Source organism: Nonomuraea angiospora (assembly GCF_014873145.1).
GTDB lineage: Bacteria > Actinomycetota > Actinomycetes > Streptosporangiales > Streptosporangiaceae > Nonomuraea > Nonomuraea angiospora.
Map to the genome: position 1 here is coordinate 11,062,321 of NZ_JADBEK010000001.1, position 17,703 is coordinate 11,080,023.

Below are 17,703 nucleotides of genomic sequence, written 5' to 3' on the forward strand. Positions count from 1 at the left end.
GGACCCCTATCCGACCCGTGCGTATCCCCTATAGGGCGGGATTCCGTTCCCCGGACCCGCCGGGAAACCCCGGCATCCGTATACCGTTCGGTTGCGAACATTCACCCCGAATGGCGACCGCCGGGCGCGGCGTCGCTTTTTCCGAGCCCGAGTGAACGCAAAATCAGAGCCGAGGTCGACCAGATGAAGCACCTGCTGTTACGCCTTTCCGAACTCGACGCCCACGCGGGTGACGAGCTCAGGGTGATCAGCTTCTTCGACGTGCTCCTGCAGAACGGCACCGATCTGGACCGGCTCCTGCTGGAGGCCGCGCGGCTCGCGGAATGCCCCGTAGGGGTGAGCGTTCCCGGTCTGGGGGTGCATCGGCGGGTGAGCGCCGGCGGCGGCGCGCTCGACGGGCCCGCCGACCCGGGTGCCAAGAGGCACGAGCTCGTGAACGGCGGCGAGGTGTGGATCGAGCGGCGCGGCCAGGCGTACCCGATCGACGCCATGCTCCTCGAACGGTTCGCCATCGCCTGCGCCGCCGTCCTGGGCAGGCGGGAGCCCGCCCCGGCGTTCGGCGACCCCGCGCTCGTCGAACTCGTCCTCGGCACGGCCGTCGACGAGGCCGGCCGCTCCCGGGCGCTGAAGCTCCTCGGGCTGAGGCCGGATCGTCCCGTGCAGGTGTTCGCCGTCGCCGGTGACGCCTCCGGGCTCGGCGGCAGGGTGGCCCGTCTCGGGCAGGTGTACGGGGTCATCGTCTCCGGCCCGCCCTGGCCCGACGCTCACGCGAGCACGAGCTCGGCGGTCGGGGTGAGCCCGCGCGTTCCGCCCGCGAGCGCCGCCCGGGCCTGGCACATGGCGCGTACGGCACTGCGCTTCGCCGGCCCGGGCGAGCTGTGGGGCAGGGTCGTCCACTGGGACCGGCTGGGCGGCTTCGCCCTCCTCGCCGAGCACCTGCCGTACGAGGCCATCGGCGCTTCCCCGGACGTCGCCGCACTGGAGCGCCTGGCGCAAGGGGCCAACGGGGACTCCGTCCTGGCGACGCTGGACGTCTTCGCGGCCAGCGACTCCATCCGCCAGACCGCCTCCCGGCTCTACATCCACCGCAGCTCCGTCGCCGCCCGGCTGGCCCGGGCCGAGAGCGAGCTCGGCTTCCCCGTGCAGCCGGCCGAGGGCCGCGCCCGCCTGGCCCTCGCACTCACGCTGCGACGGCTCGGCGAGCACCCCAGTACGGCGGAAGCCCCCAGGGGGGCCTGAGGGGTGATCTAGGGGTCGGTGCCTCTCACGTGGCTGATTACTGTCTCGTGAGAGTCGATGGGGCTCTGGCGGCCCTGCTCACGACATCCACCTGTGAGCGGGAGGGCGCATTGCGCGCCGCCGCCCGGCCGACCTTGTACCTGCCGGAAGGATGCGGAATGCGCGTCGTTGTCACCCAACTCGCGGCCAGCGCTCATCTCAACCTCGTGGTGCCGCTCGGCTGGGCGCTCAAGGCCGCGGGCCACGACGTCGTCATCGCGGCCCAACCCGACATCATGCCCCTGGTGCAGCAGACGGGACTGATGGGCGTCGCCGTCGGCGACGAGGCGAGATACGCCGAGCGCGTCGCGGCGATGGCACCCGAGGAGACCATCTACGGGTCCGGATACTCCATCACGGAGATCCGGCCCGAGGTCCTCACCTACGAGTACGTGCGCGACTGCCTCGCGGCCTTCGCCTCCCCGATGGCGCTGGACGTGAACACCGACGAGTCCGTCTTCGACGGCATGGTCGACTTCTGCCGCTCGTGGCGCCCTGACCTGGTCATCTGGGACAGCATGACGTACACGGGACCGGTGGCGGCGGCGGCCTGCGGCGCCGCGCACGCCCGGACGACCATCGGCCGCGACCACTGGGGCCGCTTACGCGAGCTGTTCCTGCGCCTGCGGGCCGAGCGCCCCGAGGCCGCCGGCGAGGACCCGGTGCGCGACTGGCTCACCGCCAAACTGGAGAAGTACGGCTGCGAGTACGACGACGACCTCGTCCTCGGCCAGACGACCATCGACTCGCTCCCGTCCTGGCTGCGCCTGCCGGCGGACTACGACTACCTGCCCGTGCGCTACGTCGCGTACAACGGCCCCGGGACCATCCCCGACTGGCTGCGGGCGGAGCCGGAGCGGCCGCGGGTCTGCGTCACCCTGGGCAACTCCTACCAGGAGGTGTGGGCCGGCCGCGCGAAGCTGGGCTACCCCGACCTGTTCGAGGCCGTCGCCGACCTGGACATCGAGGTCGTCGCCCTGCTGGGCCCCGCTTCCGTCCCCGCCGGGGCCACGGTCCCCGACAACGTCCGGATCCCCGGGTTCGTGCCGCTGGACCCGCTGCTCAAGAGCTGCTCGGCGATCGTCCACCACGCGGGGACGGGCAGCACCCTGACGGCGCTGCTCAACGGCGTCCCGCAGCTCATCATCCCGCACGCGCTGCACGACGAGGACCAGGTCGCGGACGCCATCGAAGCGCACGGCGTGGGCGTGCACCTCCCGCCGGACCGGTTCTCGGCCGAAACGCTGCGCACCGAGCTGCAGCGGATCCTGAACGACTCCACCTTCACCGAGCGCGCACAGAAGACCAGTCAGGAGATACGGGAGACCCCGACCCCGCACGACCTGGTCAAGGACCTGGAAGAGCACGTGCTCCGCCACCGGCGGACAGCCGGCTAGACCGCGCAGGCTCACGTCCGTCCCGTTCCGCCTCACTACCTCAAGGCTGGTTGAGAATCCCATGGCCACTGACGACAAGTTCCGGGACTACCTCAAGCGTGCTACCGCCGACCTTCAGCGCACCCGCCGGCGGCTGCGCGAGGTCGAGGCGAAGGATCGTGAGCCGATCGCGATCGTGGCGATGAGCTGCCGCTACCCCGGCGGGGTGAACTCGCCGGAGGACCTGTGGAACATGCTGGTGGAGGCCCGCTCGGGCATCTCCTCCTTCCCCGGCGACCGCGGCTGGGACCTCGAGACGCTCTACGACGAGGACCACACGGCCAGCGGCACGACGTACGCGCGGGACGGCGGTTTCCTCGAAGGGGCGGGCGACTTCGACGCCGGCTTCTTCGGGATCAGCCCGCGCGAGGCCCTGGTGATGGACCCGCAGCAGCGGCACGTGCTGGAGGTCGCCTGGGAGGCGCTGGAACGGGCCGCGATCGACCCCGGCACGCTGCGCGGCACCCCCACCGGCGTCTTCGTCGGCGGTACGCAAACCGGCTACGTCTCGGGGCTCGGGCCGTTCCCCGAGGGCGTCGAGGGGTACGTGCAGACCGGCAACACCAGCTCCGTCATCTCCGGCCGAGTGGCCTACAGCCTGGGCCTGGAGGGCCCCGCGGTCACGGTCGACACCGCCTGCTCCTCCTCGCTCGTCGCCATCCACCTGGCCTGCCAGTCGCTGCGCAGCGGGGAGAGCACGCTCGCGCTCGCGGGCGGCGTGACCGTGATGCCGACCCCCGAGCTGATGGTGGACTTCAGCCGGCAGCAGGGGCTGGCCCGTGACGGCAGGTGCAAGGCCTTCTCCGACGACGCCGACGGCACCGTGTTCGCCGAGGGCGTCGGCATGCTGCTGCTGGAGCGCCTGTCCGACGCGCGGGCCAACGGCCACCAGGTCCTGGCGGTCATCCGCGGCACCGCGGTCAACCAGGATGGGGCCAGCAACGGCCTTACCGCGCCCAACGGCCCTTCGCAGGAGCGGGTGATCCGCCAGGCGCTGACCAACGCCGGGGTGACGGCCGCCGAGGTGGACGTGGTCGAGGCGCACGGCACGGGCACCACGCTCGGCGACCCGATCGAGGCGCAGGCGCTGCTGGCGACGTACGGGCGGGACCGTGACCCGGCGCAGCCGCTGTGGCTGGGGTCGGTGAAGTCGAACATCGGCCACACCCAGGCCGCCGCGGGCGTCGCCGGCGTGATCAAGATGGTCATGGCCACCCGCGAGGGCCTCCTGCCGCAGACCCTGTACGTGTCCGCCCCGTCCAGTCACGTCGACTGGGAGGAGGGCCAGGTCCGGCTGCTGGAGCAGACGCGGGACTGGCCGCAGCCGGACGGCCGGCCGCGGCGGGCGGGTGTGTCGTCGTTCGGCGTGAGCGGGACGAACGCGCACGTGATCGTGGAGCAGGCCGAGGAGCCGCAGCCGCGGCCGGACGCGCCCGAGAGTGCTCCGGCGGTGTCGGGTGCGGTGCCGTGGGTGCTGTCGGGGCGCGGTGAGGAGGCGTTGCGCGCTCAGGCGTCGCGGCTGGCCGACCATGTCGAGGCCCGGCCGGAGACGTCCGCGGAGGACATCGCGCTGTCGCTGGTGCGTGCCCGCGCGGCCTTCGAGGACCGTGCCGTGGTGGTGGGCGCGGACCGGGAGGAGCTGCTGAGCGGCCTGCGTGCCCTGGCGGCCGGCGAGTCCGTCCCCGGGGTGGTCTCCGGTACGGCGTCGGGGCAGCGGGAAGCGGTGCTGGTGTTCCCCGGTCAGGGGGCGCAGTGGGCCGGGATGGGCGTGGAGCTGGCGCAGGCGTCGCCGGTGTTCGCCGCCCGGCTGGCCGAATGCGGGCAGGCGCTGAGCGAGTTCGTCGACTGGGACCTGCTCGCCGTGCTGCGCGGTGAGGACGGAGCTCCGACCCTGGACCGGGTCGACGTCGTCCAGCCCGCCACCTGGGCGGTCATGGTTTCCCTGGCGGCATTGTGGGAGTCGGTAGGGGTCCGTCCGGCCGCGGTGATCGGGCATTCGCAGGGCGAGGTGGCCGCGGCGTGCGTGGCCGGGGCGCTGTCGCTGCGGGACGCGGCCCGCGTGGTCGCCCAGCGCGGCAAGGTCATCCGCAGAGAGCTCGCCGGGACGGGCGGCATGCTGGCCGTGCTGCTGCCGTACGAGGAGCTGGTACGGCGGCTCGAACCGTGGAGCGACCGGCTCTCGGTGGCCGCCGTGAACGGCCCGTCCTCCGTCGTCGTGTCCGGCGGGGCCGCCGACCTGGAGGAGTTCTTCGCGGCGATCACCGGTGAGGGCGTCCAGGCTCGGAAGATCGCGGTGGACTACGCCTCGCACTCCGCCCAGGTGGAGGGGCTGCGCGAGACCGTCCTCGCCGAACTGGCCGGGCTCGAACCCCGCTCCGCCGACGTGCCGTTCTACTCCACGGTCGTGGCGGAGCCGCTGGACACCGTGCGGCTGGGGGCCGACTACTGGTACACCAACCTGCGCCAGCGCGTGCGCTTCGAGGACGCCGTACGAGTCGCGATTCGCGACGGCCACGACTTCTTCCTCGAGGTGAGCCCGCATCCGGTGCTGACGATGGCGGTGCAGGACATCCTGGACGCCACCGCCTCGTCGGGGGTCGCCGCGGCATCGCTGCGCCGGGGCGAGGGCGGGCCGGGGCGGTTCGTGCGCTCGGCGGGCGAGGCGTTCGCCGCCGGGGTGGGGGTGGACTGGCTACGGCTCCTGCCCGGCACCGCCGTGGGTGCTGAGTTGCCCACGTATGCGTTCCAGCACCGGCGTTACTGGCTGGAGCCTGGCGTGGCGGGGGTGGCGGACGCGGGCGGGCTGGGCCTGACCCGGGTGGACCACCCGCTGCTGGGCGCGGCTGTTGAGCTGCCGGATCAGGGCGGGCTGGTGCTGACCGGCCGGATCTCGACCGCCACGCATCCCTGGCTGGCCGATCACGGGGTGGGGGAGACGGTGGTCTTCCCCGGCACCGGGTTCGTGGAGCTGGTGGTGCGGGCGGGTGACGAGGTCGGCTGCCCGGTGGTGGAGGAGCTGACGCTTGAGGCGCCGCTGGTCATCGATGGGGATGAGCCGGTCCAGCTTCAGGTGGCGGTGTCCTCTGCTGGTGAGGACGGTCGGCGTGAGGTGGCGGTGCATGCCCGTACCGGTCAGCGATCCTGGACGCGTCACGCCGCAGGAACCCTCACTGCAACAAGCAGCCTCCCGAGCCCTGCCGACGAGCAGTGGCCGCCGGCGGGGGCAGACGCAGTGGACGTGTCCAGCCACTACGAGACGCTGGCCAGCACCGGATATGGATACGGTCCGGCCTTCCAAGGTCTCAAGCGGGCCTGGATCCGGGACAACGAGGTGTTCGCCGAGGTGGAGCTCGACGAGCGGGAGGCCGCCGAGGCGGGTGGTTACGGCATCCATCCGGCTCTGCTGGATGCCGCGCTGCATGCCACCGGTCTGATCGAGGAGGCTGAGGGGGTCGCGCTGCCGTTCGCCTGGAACGGGGTGGAGCTGCTCGCTTCCGGGGCTCAGCAGGTGCGCGTTCATGTCCTTCCTGCTGAGGGCGGTGCTTCCAGCATCCGGATCGCCGATGGCACCGGCGCGCCGGTCGCGGTCGTCACGAGCTTGATCTCGCGTCCGCTGCCCGCGGATGGGCTGTCGTCGTCGCGTCCGCAGCCTGGGCATGATGCCCTGCATCGCGTGCAGTGGGTGCCGCTGCCGGGTGAGCCGGCCGGCTCTGTGGCCGGGGATGTGGCGGTGGTGGGTGAGCGGTGGCCTGCTCTGGCCGCGGCTGTCCAGGCTGCTGGTGGTGGCGTCGCGGAGTACGCGGATGTGGCGGCGGTGGGTGATGCGGTCGCGTCCGGGCGGGATCTTCCCGCTGCGGTGGTGCTGCGCCTGCCGACGGCTTCTGGCCAGGACAGGCTTTTGGACGGTTTACGGCCGGAGCTGGATCGGGTCGTAGGTGTGCTGGGCGGCTGGCTGGCTGATGAGCGGCTGGCCGAGACACGGCTGGTGCTGGTCACCAGCGGCGCGGTGACGACCGGCGCCGAGACCGGTACTGAGACCGGTGGTGCTTTGGTCGGTGCGGCGGTGTCGGGGCTGGTGCGCTCTGCCCAGGCCGAGAACCCCGGCCGGATCCTGCTGGTCGACCTCGACGACGCGGCCGAGTCGCTCACCGCGCTGGCCTCGCTGCTGGGTGTGGAGGACGAGCCGCAGCTGGCGGTGCGGGCCGGCCGGGTGCTGGTGCCCCGTCTGGCGCGCGCGGACACCTCTGGTGATCTCGCGACGCCTGACGGGCCGCAAGCCTGGCGGCTGGACTGCCCGGCCAAGGGGTCCCTGGAAGAGCTGGCTTTGGTTCCGGCGCCGGAGGCCGATCGGGAGCTGGCTGCTGGTGAAGTCCGCGTGGACGTCCGTGCGGCCGGTCTGAACTTCCGTGATGTGGTCGTGGCGTTGGGCATGGTGCCCGAGCAGGGCGAGCCGATCGGCGGCGAGTTCGCCGGTGTGGTGTCCGAGGTCGGGCCCGGGGTGGAAGGGGTTCGGGTCGGGGATCGGGTGATGGGCCTGGGTGAGGCCGCGTTCGGTCCTCGGGTGGTCGCTGATCGCCGCATGATGACGAGGATGCCGCAGGGGTGGAGTTTCGCCCGCGCGGCCTCGGTCCCGGGAGCGTTCGCGACCGCCTGGTACGGGCTGGTCGATCTGGCCGGGCTCTCGCGCGGCGAGCGGGTGCTGATCCACTCCGGCGCGGGCGGCGTGGGCATGGCCGCGATCCAGATCGCCCGGCACCTGGGCGCGGAGGTGTTCGCCACCGCCTCGCCCGCCAAGCAGCACCTGCTGCGGGCGCTGGGCGTGCCCGAGGGCCACATCGCCTCCTCCCGCGACCTGGACTTCGCCGACGCCTTCGCCGCGGTCACCGGGGGCGAGGGATGGACGTGGTGCTCAACTCGCTGGCCGGGCCGTTCACCGACGCCTCACTCGATCTCCTCACCCCTGGCGGCAGGTTCATCGAGATGGGCAAGACCGACCGCCGCGACCCGACCGACGTCGCGGGCACCCACCCCCACGTCCGGTATCGCAGCTTCGACCTGATGGACGCCGGGCACGAGCGGATCGGGCAGATGCTGGGCGAGCTGCTGGACCTGTTCGCCGGCCAGGAGCTGGACGGTCTGCCCGTGCGGTGCTGGCCCGTGCAGCAGGCCCGGCAAGCGTTCCGGCACATGGCCCAGGCCCGCCACACCGGCAAGATCATCCTGACCATGCCACGCGCGCTGGACCTTGACGGCACGGTGTTGATCACAGGTGGCACCGGCGGCCTGGGCGCGATCCTGGCCCGCCACCTCGCCACCGAGCACCAGGTCAAGCACCTGCTGCTGGCCTCCCGCCGAGGAGACCAGGCCCCCGACGCCGACCAGCTCCGCACCGACCTGGAAGCAGCCGGCGCGACCGTCGACATCGCGGCCTGCGACCTGTCCGATCCCGGACAAGTCAGCAACCTCCTTGACCGGGTTCCCGCCGAGCACCCGCTCACCGCGGTCTTCCACACCGCCGGAGTACTCGACGACGGCGTGGTCACCTCCCTCACCGCCGACAAGATCGACCGGGTGCTGAGGCCGAAGGCGGACGCCGCCTGGCACCTCCACCAGGCCACCCAGCACCTGGACCTGGCCGCGTTCGTGCTCTACTCCTCCTCAGCCGGCACCCTCGACAGCGCCGGGCAGGGCAACTACTCCGCCGCCAACGCTTTCCTGGACGCACTGGCGATCCACCGTCACACCACCGGCCTGCCCGCGCAATCCCTGGCCTGGGGCCTGTGGCACCAACCCAGCGGCATGAGCGCCCACCTCACCACCACCGACATCACCCGCATCGAACAAGCCGGCTACCACCAAATCACCACCACCCAAGGCAACCAACTCCTCGACACCGCCCTGGCCTTTCCCCAACCCCACCTCCTCCCCCTCCCCATCAACACCCACACCCTCAGCAACCGCCACGACGGCGTACCGGCCATCCTGCGCGGGCTCGTCCGGGCTCCCGCCCGCCGCACCGCCCAGGCCGGGCAGGTCGCGGCCGACGGGTCGGCGGTGCAGCGGCGGCTGGCGGGGCTGTCGCCGGCCGAGCAGGTCGAGGAGCTGACCCTGGTGGTGCGCGAGTGCGCGGCGAAGGTGATCGGCTACAGCGAGCCGGAGGCGATCCGGGCGGAGCAGAACTTCCTCGAAGCGGGCTTCGACTCGCTGACCGCGATGGAGCTGCGCAACGTACTGAACAAGGCGACCGGCGTGCGGATGCCGGCGACGGCGGTCTTCGACTACGGCACCGCCGCGGCGCTGGCCCGGCACCTCGCGGAGGAGATCGCGATCGACAACGGCGCCGGCTGGGACTCCGGAGCGGCCGAGCCGGACGGGGGTGGGTCGCTCAGCTCGCTGGTGCGCGCCGCGGCTCCCGCCGGGAAGCTGCAGGAGGGGCTGGACCTGCTGGAGGCCGCGGCGCGGCTGCGGCCGGTGTTCCGGACGCTGGACGAGCTGGACCGCGCGTACCCGCCGCTGGCCCTGGCCTCGGGGCCGGCGCGGCCGAAGCTGTTCTGCTTCAGCACGCCGATGGCGCTGGGCGGCGCGGCCCAGTTCGCCCGGCTGGCGGGGCACTTCCAGGGGGTACGCGACCTGTACGCGCTTCAGGTGCCCGGATACGCCCCGGACGACAGCCTTCCGGACAACGCGGACGTCGTGGTGCGCATGTGGGCGGAATCCATCCGGGAGACGGCCGGCGACGACCCGTTCGTGGTGATGGGCTACTGCGGCGGCGGCAACTTCGCGCACGCGGCCGTCTCGTACCTGGAGCGGAACGGGGTGCGCCCGGAGGGCCTCGTCCTGCTGGACACGTTCCTGCCGGACAGCGACGTCATCGACGAGCTCGGCGGTCAGATGCTGGAGGGGATGTTCGACCGGGCGGAGGTGTACGGGCCCTTCAGCGACACGAGGATGACGGCCATGGGGCGCTACTACCGGCTCTTCAGGGAGACGGTGGTGGAGGACATCGAAACCCCCGTGCTCTTCCTCAGACCGGACACCCCGCTGCCCTCCGGCCCCGACGGCGAGCGGTCCAGGGAAGGCAACTGGCGGGCGTCCTGGCACTTGAAGCACGACCTGTGCGAGGTCCGCGGCGACCACCTCACGATGCTGGAGGGCGAGGCGGGGTCCATCGCGCAGGCCGTCGAGGAATGGCTGAAGCCGTCCGACAGGCGTTCAGCCGGCGCGTGAGCGGCGAACCACGCAGATGCCGAGGAGCAGCCCGACCGGGGCGCGGAGGGCTCCGTCAGTGATCCTCGGCAGAGGGCTGACCAGAGCGGGGCCACCGGTGAGGGGGAGTGGGCGACTCCCCCTCCAGGAACCGGGCGATGCCGTCCAGCAGGCGCTGGAGGCTGAACTCGAAGATCTCCTCCAGGTCCGTGAGGACCTCGGGGCTGTTGCGCAGCGCGGCCTGGCGCGGATAGCGGTCGGGGCCGAGTTCCTCGAGGATCGCGGGCACCTTCACGGATCGCCACTGGCTGAGCGAGATCCCGCCGCCGCGCCGTTCGGACGCGATCTCGCTCACCCGCAGCAGGGCGAGCCCCTGCGCGATGCCGCTCACGCCCAGGTAGATCCGATGGGTCATGACGGGGTCCAGGCCGAGGCCGTCGAACGCGCCCAGGCCGCGCTCGAAGCGGGCGAGGAGACTGGGAACGAGCGGCGGCTTGACCGTCGCGATGACCTCGAGGACCCACGGGTACGTCGAGTAGAGAGCCCACTCCCACCGGGCGGCGGCCTCCAGCTCGGCCCGCCAGCCCCGGGGCGTGTGGGGTCCGGTGTCCCCGCTTTCGCTGAACACCGCCTCGACCATGAGGTCGATCAGCGCGTCCTTCCCGTCGATGTAGTTGTACAGCGACATCACCTTGACGCCGAGCACGTTCGCGACGTGCCGCATCGACATGCTCTCCAGGCCCTCGGCGTTGGCGATCCGGATGGCGGTCCACACGATCCGCTCCCGGGACAGGCCGGCGTCGGTCCGCTGGGAATCGGCCCGCGCGCCGGTGGCGGGCCGCGCGGAGCGGGGAGGCGAAGGCTGCTCGTCCTTGTTCTCCCGCCAGGCTCCCTGGCCGGTCCGCGCGTCGAGGCGGGCCCGGTAGGCGCGGGCCTGGCACGAGCGCGAGCAGTAGCGGGGCTTGCGCCCGCGGGGAGGGGCCGTGAGCTCTTTCCCGCACTGTACACACGTCAGCATGGTCGCCTGATTTCATCACGATCTTCCATTGTGATGAAATTATATCACGCGGCTTATGTGACGAAAAAAGAGGTGGGGTGTTGTGACGAAAATATTCTTCATGAATAGGCGTCAGTCAGGAGATATCCGTGAGCAGGCAGGACATGCAGTGCCGACATGTCGAGGTAGTCAACATTTGCTTGACAGGGCCCTTCGGTAAGGTGACATATGGTGTACTGTAAATGTTACGTACACAGTATGAGAGGGGTGTGAATGGATATCGCCGAAAGAGGCGCCAAGGCGGGGTGGAGGGAGTGGACCGGCCTGGCGATCCTCATGCTGCCCGTGCTGCTCATCTCCATCACGGTGACGGTGCTGTTCTTCGCGCTCCCGTCACTGACCGCCGAGCTGGAACCGAGCGGCACGCAGCAGCTGTGGATCGTCGACATCTATGCCTTCCTGCTGGCCGGGCTGCTCATCCCGATGGGCAATCTGGGTGACCGGATCGGCCGCCGGCGGCTGCTCCTGGTGGGCGCGGTGGTGTTCGGCCTCACGTCGGCCATCGCGGCGTACGCGCCCACTGCCGAGCTGCTCATCGCGGCGCGCGGGCTGCAGGGGGCCGCGGCGGCGACGCTGATGCCGCCGACCCTCGCCCTCATCCGGGTGATGTTCACCGACGGCCGCCAGCTCCACATGGCCATCGCCATCTGGGCCGCGATCTTCACCCTCGGCAGCGTGGCCGGGCCGATCGTCGGCGGGTGGCTGCTGGAGAGCTTCTGGTGGGGAGCGGTCTTCCTGATCAGCGTGCCGATCATGATCTTGTTACTCGCGCTCGGCCCGCTCCTGCCGGAGTACCGTGACCCCAATCCCGGGAAGTTCGACATCCTCAGCGCGGTCCTCGTCCTGCTCGCCGCCCTGCCGATCGTCTACGCGGTGAAGATGGTCGCCGAGCAGAACTTCTCCCTGACGATGTGGATCAGCGCCGTGATCGGGCTGCTGTTCCTGACCCTGTTCCTGCAGAGGCAGCGCAAGCTGCCCGACCCCATGCTGGACCTGGCGCTCTTCCGCCGGCACGCGTTCACCGTGTCCCTGATCACCGCCACCCTCGCGGTGTTCGCCCTCGTCGGGACGTTCTATTTCATCACGCAATACCTGATGTCGGTCCTCGGGATGCGGCCGATCGTGGCCGGGCTGATGACCGTGCCGACGGCCGTCAGCTCGGCGGCCGGCTCGGTGCTCGGGGCGACGCTCACCCGGTGGTTCCGGCCCGGCACGATCATGGGTTCCGGCATGGTCTTCGGGGCGATCGGCTTCCTGCTGATCTCCCAGCTGAGCACGGACGTCAACCTGCCGCTGCTGTTCAGCGGGCTGTTCCTGCTGGGCTGGGGGATCGGGTCGGTGCAGGCGCTGGCCTCCACCATGGTGGTCGCCACGGCGCCGCCGGAGAAGGCGGGATCCGCCTCGGGGCTGTTCGAGTCCTCCACCGAGTTCGGGCAGGCGCTAGGGGCCGCCATCCTCGGCAGCATAGGGGTGGCCGTCTATCGCAGCACCCTCGCCGCGCAGCTGCCGCCCGGCGTCCCGCCAGAGGACGCCGCGGTGGCCCACGAGACCCTCGGTGGCGCGCTGTCGGTCGCGGCCGAGCTCCCCCAGGCGGTGGGCGCGGCCCTGGCCTCCGTGGCCCGCGACGCCTATGTAGACGGAATGCAGATCGCCGCTTTCGCCGGCGCGGTCATCATGCTAGTAATGGGGATTCTCGCGTTCATCAAGCTGCGTGAGGCGCAAAATCCCTCCTGATGCATCCGCTTCCGCATACGGAAGACCCAACCAGGAAAGGGGGGATAGCCCCATTGAGTACGTGAGAGAATCCGGGCACTCTTCGAGGTATAGACAAGAGTCTTCGCGAGACGAACGCGATTGATCCTCGGTGCGTTCACGTCGGCGGGCACCGGTGCGGTGCCACGGCCGCGGACCACCCTTATTTTCGGAGGGAAGTCGGAGACATGTACGACCAGAGCAGTCATACCTTTTTGAATGTGACGGGCTATGGCGTGACGCATGCAGCCGACTATCCGGCCGACGACTTCCGGGAGAATGGCCGCGACGACTATCGGACGACCGTCGAGCAGACCGCCGCATTTCTCGCCGCCGAGGCGGGGATCGACGGTTCGAGCACGGTGCTGGAGGTGGGCGACGACTGCGAATGCCTGCTGGTCTACCTGGCCCAGTGGTTCGGCTGCCGGGGCGAGGGGATCTTCGAGAGCGAGGAGTACGTCAGGTTCGCCCAGGACCTGTGCACGAACCAGCGGCAGCGACTGGACGTCGGCTTCCGGCGGGCGTCGGTGCTGCGGCTCCCGTACGAGCCCGGCAGCTTCACCCACGTCGTCAGCCACGGCGCGCTGCACAAGGCGCCGGACCTGCCGCGCAGTTATGCGGAGATCCGCCGCGTGCTGCGCAGCGGCGGCATCTTCGCTTTCAGTGATTTCTACCGGCCGCGGACGAGGATCGGCGAGCGCACCCGGACCGAGGTCTACGACAAGTTCGGGTGGAACGACGGCTACACGCTCCTCGAATACCATTCCGCGCTGGAGGAGGCCGGCTTCGAAATCAGTTCGGTGGTCAATGTGACCGGCTTCCTCAGGCGGACGTTCGAGGGAAACGCGGAGGCGGCCCGGGCGCGCGCCGGACAGATGGCCGACGCCGAGGCCCGGGACAAAATGCTGGCCTTCTCCGCGTCATGCGAAGAAGTGCAGGCCGCCATCGACCGGAGGGAGGTCGGCTGGGCCATCGTCGTCGTCCGCAAACGGGACGCACCCGAAGGAGAAATGCCGCCTGACGCGTGAAACCGGCCGTCACCCCGGAACGGACGCCGAGCCGGGAAGGTGCCGGGAATTCTCCGCGACGAGCACGTTTCCGTTCGACGAGCCGAGCTCTTTCGAGGAGAACAAACGCGGAAGGTCGTTCCGGCCGTTCACCCCGAGTTTGCGATATATGCGGGTGAGGTGCTGCTCCACCGTACTGATGGTGATATGAGCTCTCGTCGCTATCTCCCGGTTCGTGTAGCCGAGCGCCGCCATCGAGGCGACCCGATATTCGGCGGGGCTCAGGGCGTTCTGGTCGTTCCCGGCGGCCATCACGCCGAATTCGCTGTCGAAGGCGTTCGCCACCGACCTGCGCAGCGGCTCGGCATGGCAACGCTGGCCGACCCGGTCGGCCTGCTGGCCGATGAGCCGGGCCTTGTCCGTCTCGCCCAGGGCGGCCAGGGAGTGGCTGAGACGTGCCAGCGCGTGCGCCAGCTCCATCTTGTGGCCGGAGTCCTGGAGCATGTCGACGGCCTTGCGCAGCAGCGGCGGCCTGCGTCCGACCTCCTCGGCGGAGGCCAGCACCATCAGCGCGAACCCCCGGATCCGGGGGCTGTGGCCGTGCGGCGTGGCGTGGTGCAGCTCGAGGAACTTCCGGGCGCGGGCGTTGTTCTTCAGCACGACCGAGACTCCGGCCGCCCCGAGGCGCCAGGGGACCAGCAGCGGCGTGTCGACCTCCCAGGAGCGCATCAGCGTGCCGCACTTCAGGAAGTCGCTGAGGCCCGCGTGCGCCTGGCCGACCGACGTCCTGTAGTGGCCCCGCGCGAACAGGTAGTGCAGCCCGTACCGGGTCTGGTAAACGGTTTCAGGCAGGGGATGACGGAGGTACTGCTCGGCCTTCTGATACTCGCCCATCTCGGTGTGGGCCTCGATGAGGCTGGCCAGCGGCAGCGCCGCGAGCACGCCCAGGCTCCTGGGCGGCAGGATGCGCAGGGAGAGCTCGCCCCACTCGACGGCCTCCAGCATCTCTCCCTTGTGCTCGGCGATGTGCGCGCGGAAGGCCGCGAGCACGGCCAGCCACGTGGGTGAGGCACGCCGCTCCGCCAGCGCGTACAGGTTCTCGACCAGGGAGGCCGCCTCGTGGGTGCGGTCCGAATAGACGAAGCAGAACAGGGCCGCCTCGACCAGCTCGATGTTGCAGCCTTCGAGCTGCACCGAGTGCAGGACCTTCTCCGCCGTCCTCAGGGCCGCCTCGGTCTCGCCGTCGCGCAGGTTGGCGGCGAGCGCGGAGATCGTGCGCGCGTACGAATGGGCCGGATGCCGTTCGCTGCCCTCGCGTAAGGGGGTGGGCTTGTGCGTCCCGCGCAACCGGTGCAGGACCGGGGGGTGCGTGCTGGCCAGCCAGTGGTCGGCCGCCAGGCGCCACGCGTGGGCTCCGCCCGCCTCCGGGCCCTCGCCCTGCTCGGCCTGCTCCAGCAGCGCGAACATCTCCTCGGCCTCGTCGTACTGGCCATGCCAGAGCATGCACGTGAGCAGCCAGTGCACGTCCCTGGCGGGCAGCCGGCCGTCCCGCGCGGCCTGCACGAGCATGGGCAGGTACATGGTGGCGGTGGAGGGGTTGATCCGCCAGGTGGCCTTGGCCAGCGCCAGGGTGACCTGGATCCGCTCGTCAGGGCCGGAGCACAGGTCCGCCGCGTACCGGAGATAGCGCACGGCGAGCTCGTACTCGTCGGTGGCCAGCGCCTGATCGGCGGCCTCCCGCAGGACGTCCAGGGCCCAGGGCTCGTGCTTGGTGCTGGCGGCGACCAGGTGGTCGGCGATCACCGTGGGCTGTACGCCGGTCGCGTGCAGCAACTGGGCGGCGCGCCCGTAGAGCTCTTTGAGGAGCTCCGGCTCCATGGAGTCCAGGACGGCCTCCCTGGCGGCGGGGTGGCGGAAGCCGTCCAGGCCCAGCAGGCCGATCTCCGCCAGCCATTCCAGGGTGCGGACCACGGCCGGCTGCTTGATGTGCAGCATCTCGGCCAGCAGCGGGGGAGAGGCCGACGCGTCCAGCACGGCGGCGGCGCGCAGGATCCGCAGGGGTGTGCTGCCGATGCGGTTCAGCAGCGTGCGGACGGATCCGGAGAAGCCGTCGTCGACCACCAGGCCGGTCCCGTCGCCGCCCGCGTTCTGCCGGTCCTCGATCAGCGAGCGCACCAGGAGCGCGTTTCCGCCGCTGACCTGGTGGATCGCCTCCGCCAGCGGATCGTCCGGCTCGGTCCCGAGCCGCATCTGCGCGATCCGGGAAATGGTGCCCGACGAGTACGGCGCCACTTTGATGCGGCGGCACTGCGGATGGTGCATGAGGTCGCTCTGAATTCTGAGCGGCACCCCGTCCGGCCCTTCGTTGACCGTGAAAACCATGAAGACGTTCGCGGCATGGAGCCGGTTTATGAAATGCAGGAGAATATCCAGCGACACCGAATCCGCGTATTGCACGTCCTCGATCGTTATCAATACCGCGCCGCGCCGCGCGTGGTTGGTGATGATCTCCCACAGGCCGTGCGTGACGCCGATCCAATTGAGGTCCTCCGGCCGGATCCCGCGCGGTCCCGCGTTGAATACGGCCTCCTGCAGCAACTTCAATGCGGGCGGCATCTCGCCCAGCGCGGCACTCAGGCTCTGCGAAACCTGGTGGATGACGCCCAGTGAGATGTTCTGCTCGTTCCGTAGGCAGATGGCGCTCAGATGAGTGGCGCCCGACCGCACCGCCGAATCGGCGAAGGCGTGCAGCACCCGGCTCTTGTCGAACCCTGGAGGGCCGGTTATCATCGCAATTCTTCCCCAGCCATGCTCACTCTCCGCGAGCATGGTATTGAGGAGGGTGATTTCTGATTCGCGTTCGGCGAACTGCATCGACTCTCCTTCACCTGTTTGGTCGTAGAGGAAGCTCAATCAGCAAGCGGACCGGGAGCAGTCCAGGGATCTTCGGTTGCCGACTTCGTCACGTTCGAGCCGAGGTTTTCGGCGTGGCGCGGAAGACGCCCGGCCCCTCCCGCCCGCGGGCGATGAAGGCGTCACCGGCCGCCCGGAGGCGGCGCGGTGGCCGTGCTTCGGCGTGGTGGCGGGTGGCGGCGGTCTGCCGAGCCACGACCGCAGGTCCTCGCGTGAGCCGGCCCCGGACCGGGACGGCTCGATGTTCGCGCAGCTCGAAGCGGCCGTCCGGTGGTCCCGGGCGGAGCCTGTCCGCCTCCGCCCGCCGGGTCCGGGTGACCGGCGTCCGAGGCGCGAGGTGGTGTCCGCGCCCGAGCCGCGCGGTACGGCCGGAGCCCCGCCCGGCGTGCGGCCCGCCGCTCCCGAAAAACGGCCGGCGCGCACGACACGGCCGCCACCGCCGGCGGCCGAGCCGGTGCGGTGGTCCGGCAGCTGGGCGGCGGCCACCGGCGGGCGGTCGCCATGGGTGAGAACGGAAAGGATTCCCTGCCCCCTTCGAAGTCGATGACCCGCGGCCACGCTACGACCGGACGGCAGAACGCCATCCGGCGGCGCGGCCGCCCGGCAGGGAAAACAAGCCCGGCGACGCGGGGACGGGTTTCCCGTGGTTCACCGCGATTTCACTGACAATGCGATAAAGATTGAGTGCGGCAGCGCCATTCGCGCTCTCGCCGACGCCCGTGAATTCCTGTAACATGTGCGGCCACGTCTCCATCATGCGTATCAGCGGCTTGCGTAGCCGGTGTGCTGCGAAAACACACCGCCCGGCAGACCTTGCACCCCGACCGAATCGCAAACGGGCGCCCAAACCGTCACGGTAATGTTATGCGCTGGTCGGAGTCAAGGAAAGGCCACCTTGACGGCACCGCTCCGGACAGGCGTGGATCACTGTAGTCCGGAATGCCAATAGCCGTAAACCGGGGGCCGCATGATTCTCCGCCGCAACGGTGCTCAACTGGGGCGATGAAGCCCATCTCTTTTCGGGCGGCCGTTTACTGGAACGTACCAAACGGGG

General features: G+C 70.4%; 8 protein-coding genes and 1 pseudogene. 6 read left to right on the top strand and 3 right to left on the bottom strand.

Annotation, left to right across the window (positions count from 1 at the left end; all coding sequences use genetic code 11):
- The first annotated feature begins 183 nt into the window (after positions 1-183).
- From H4W80_RS50750 to H4W80_RS63155, 4 genes and pseudogenes are all read left to right on the top strand, one after another.
- Positions 184-1,239, top strand: coding sequence for a helix-turn-helix domain-containing protein (locus H4W80_RS50750; protein ID WP_192791620.1), 1,056 nt, complete (start codon positions 184-186; stop codon positions 1,237-1,239).
- Positions 1,240-1,397: 158 nt separating this feature from the next.
- The gene (locus H4W80_RS50755) at positions 1,398-2,675 is read left to right on the top strand and encodes an activator-dependent family glycosyltransferase (RefSeq protein ID WP_192791621.1); all 1,278 of its coding nucleotides are present in this window, start codon (positions 1,398-1,400) and stop codon (positions 2,673-2,675) included.
- Between the two features lie 61 nt (positions 2,676-2,736).
- Positions 2,737-7,233, top strand: a pseudogene (locus tag H4W80_RS50760) (type I polyketide synthase); the annotation flags it as partial.
- A 377-nt stretch (positions 7,234-7,610) separates the two neighbouring features.
- Positions 7,611-9,941, top strand: a complete 2,331-nt coding sequence (locus tag H4W80_RS63155; protein ID WP_264086033.1) for an SDR family NAD(P)-dependent oxidoreductase — start codon at positions 7,611-7,613, stop codon at positions 9,939-9,941.
- Between the two features lie 55 nt (positions 9,942-9,996).
- Here H4W80_RS63155 and H4W80_RS50765 read toward each other — a convergent pair whose 3' ends face one another.
- Positions 9,997-10,938: a TetR/AcrR family transcriptional regulator C-terminal domain-containing protein gene (locus H4W80_RS50765; RefSeq protein WP_192791623.1), complete on the bottom strand. Its 942-nt coding sequence runs from the start codon at positions 10,936-10,938 to the stop codon at positions 9,997-9,999.
- Between the two features lie 252 nt (positions 10,939-11,190).
- On the opposite strand from H4W80_RS50765, the gene H4W80_RS50770 reads away from it, so the two are divergent.
- Both H4W80_RS50770 and H4W80_RS50775 read left to right on the top strand, forming a co-directional pair.
- Entirely contained in the window at positions 11,191-12,711 is a 1,521-nt protein-coding gene (locus tag H4W80_RS50770) for an MFS transporter (RefSeq protein WP_192791624.1), read from the top strand.
- Positions 12,712-12,917: 206 nt separating this feature from the next.
- On the top strand, positions 12,918-13,757 hold the full coding sequence (locus tag H4W80_RS50775; protein ID WP_192791625.1) for a class I SAM-dependent methyltransferase: 840 nt from the start codon (positions 12,918-12,920) through the stop codon (positions 13,755-13,757).
- Between the two features lie 9 nt (positions 13,758-13,766).
- Here the strand turns inward: H4W80_RS50775 and H4W80_RS50780 are convergent, their stop codons facing one another.
- Both H4W80_RS50780 and H4W80_RS50785 read right to left on the bottom strand, forming a co-directional pair.
- Entirely contained in the window at positions 13,767-16,610 is a 2,844-nt protein-coding gene (locus H4W80_RS50780; RefSeq protein ID WP_192791626.1) for a helix-turn-helix transcriptional regulator, read from the bottom strand.
- A gap of 598 nt (positions 16,611-17,208) precedes the next feature.
- Positions 17,209-17,385, bottom strand: coding sequence for a hypothetical protein (locus tag H4W80_RS50785; protein WP_192791627.1), 177 nt, complete (start codon positions 17,383-17,385; stop codon positions 17,209-17,211).
- Positions 17,386-17,703 lie beyond the last annotated feature (318 nt).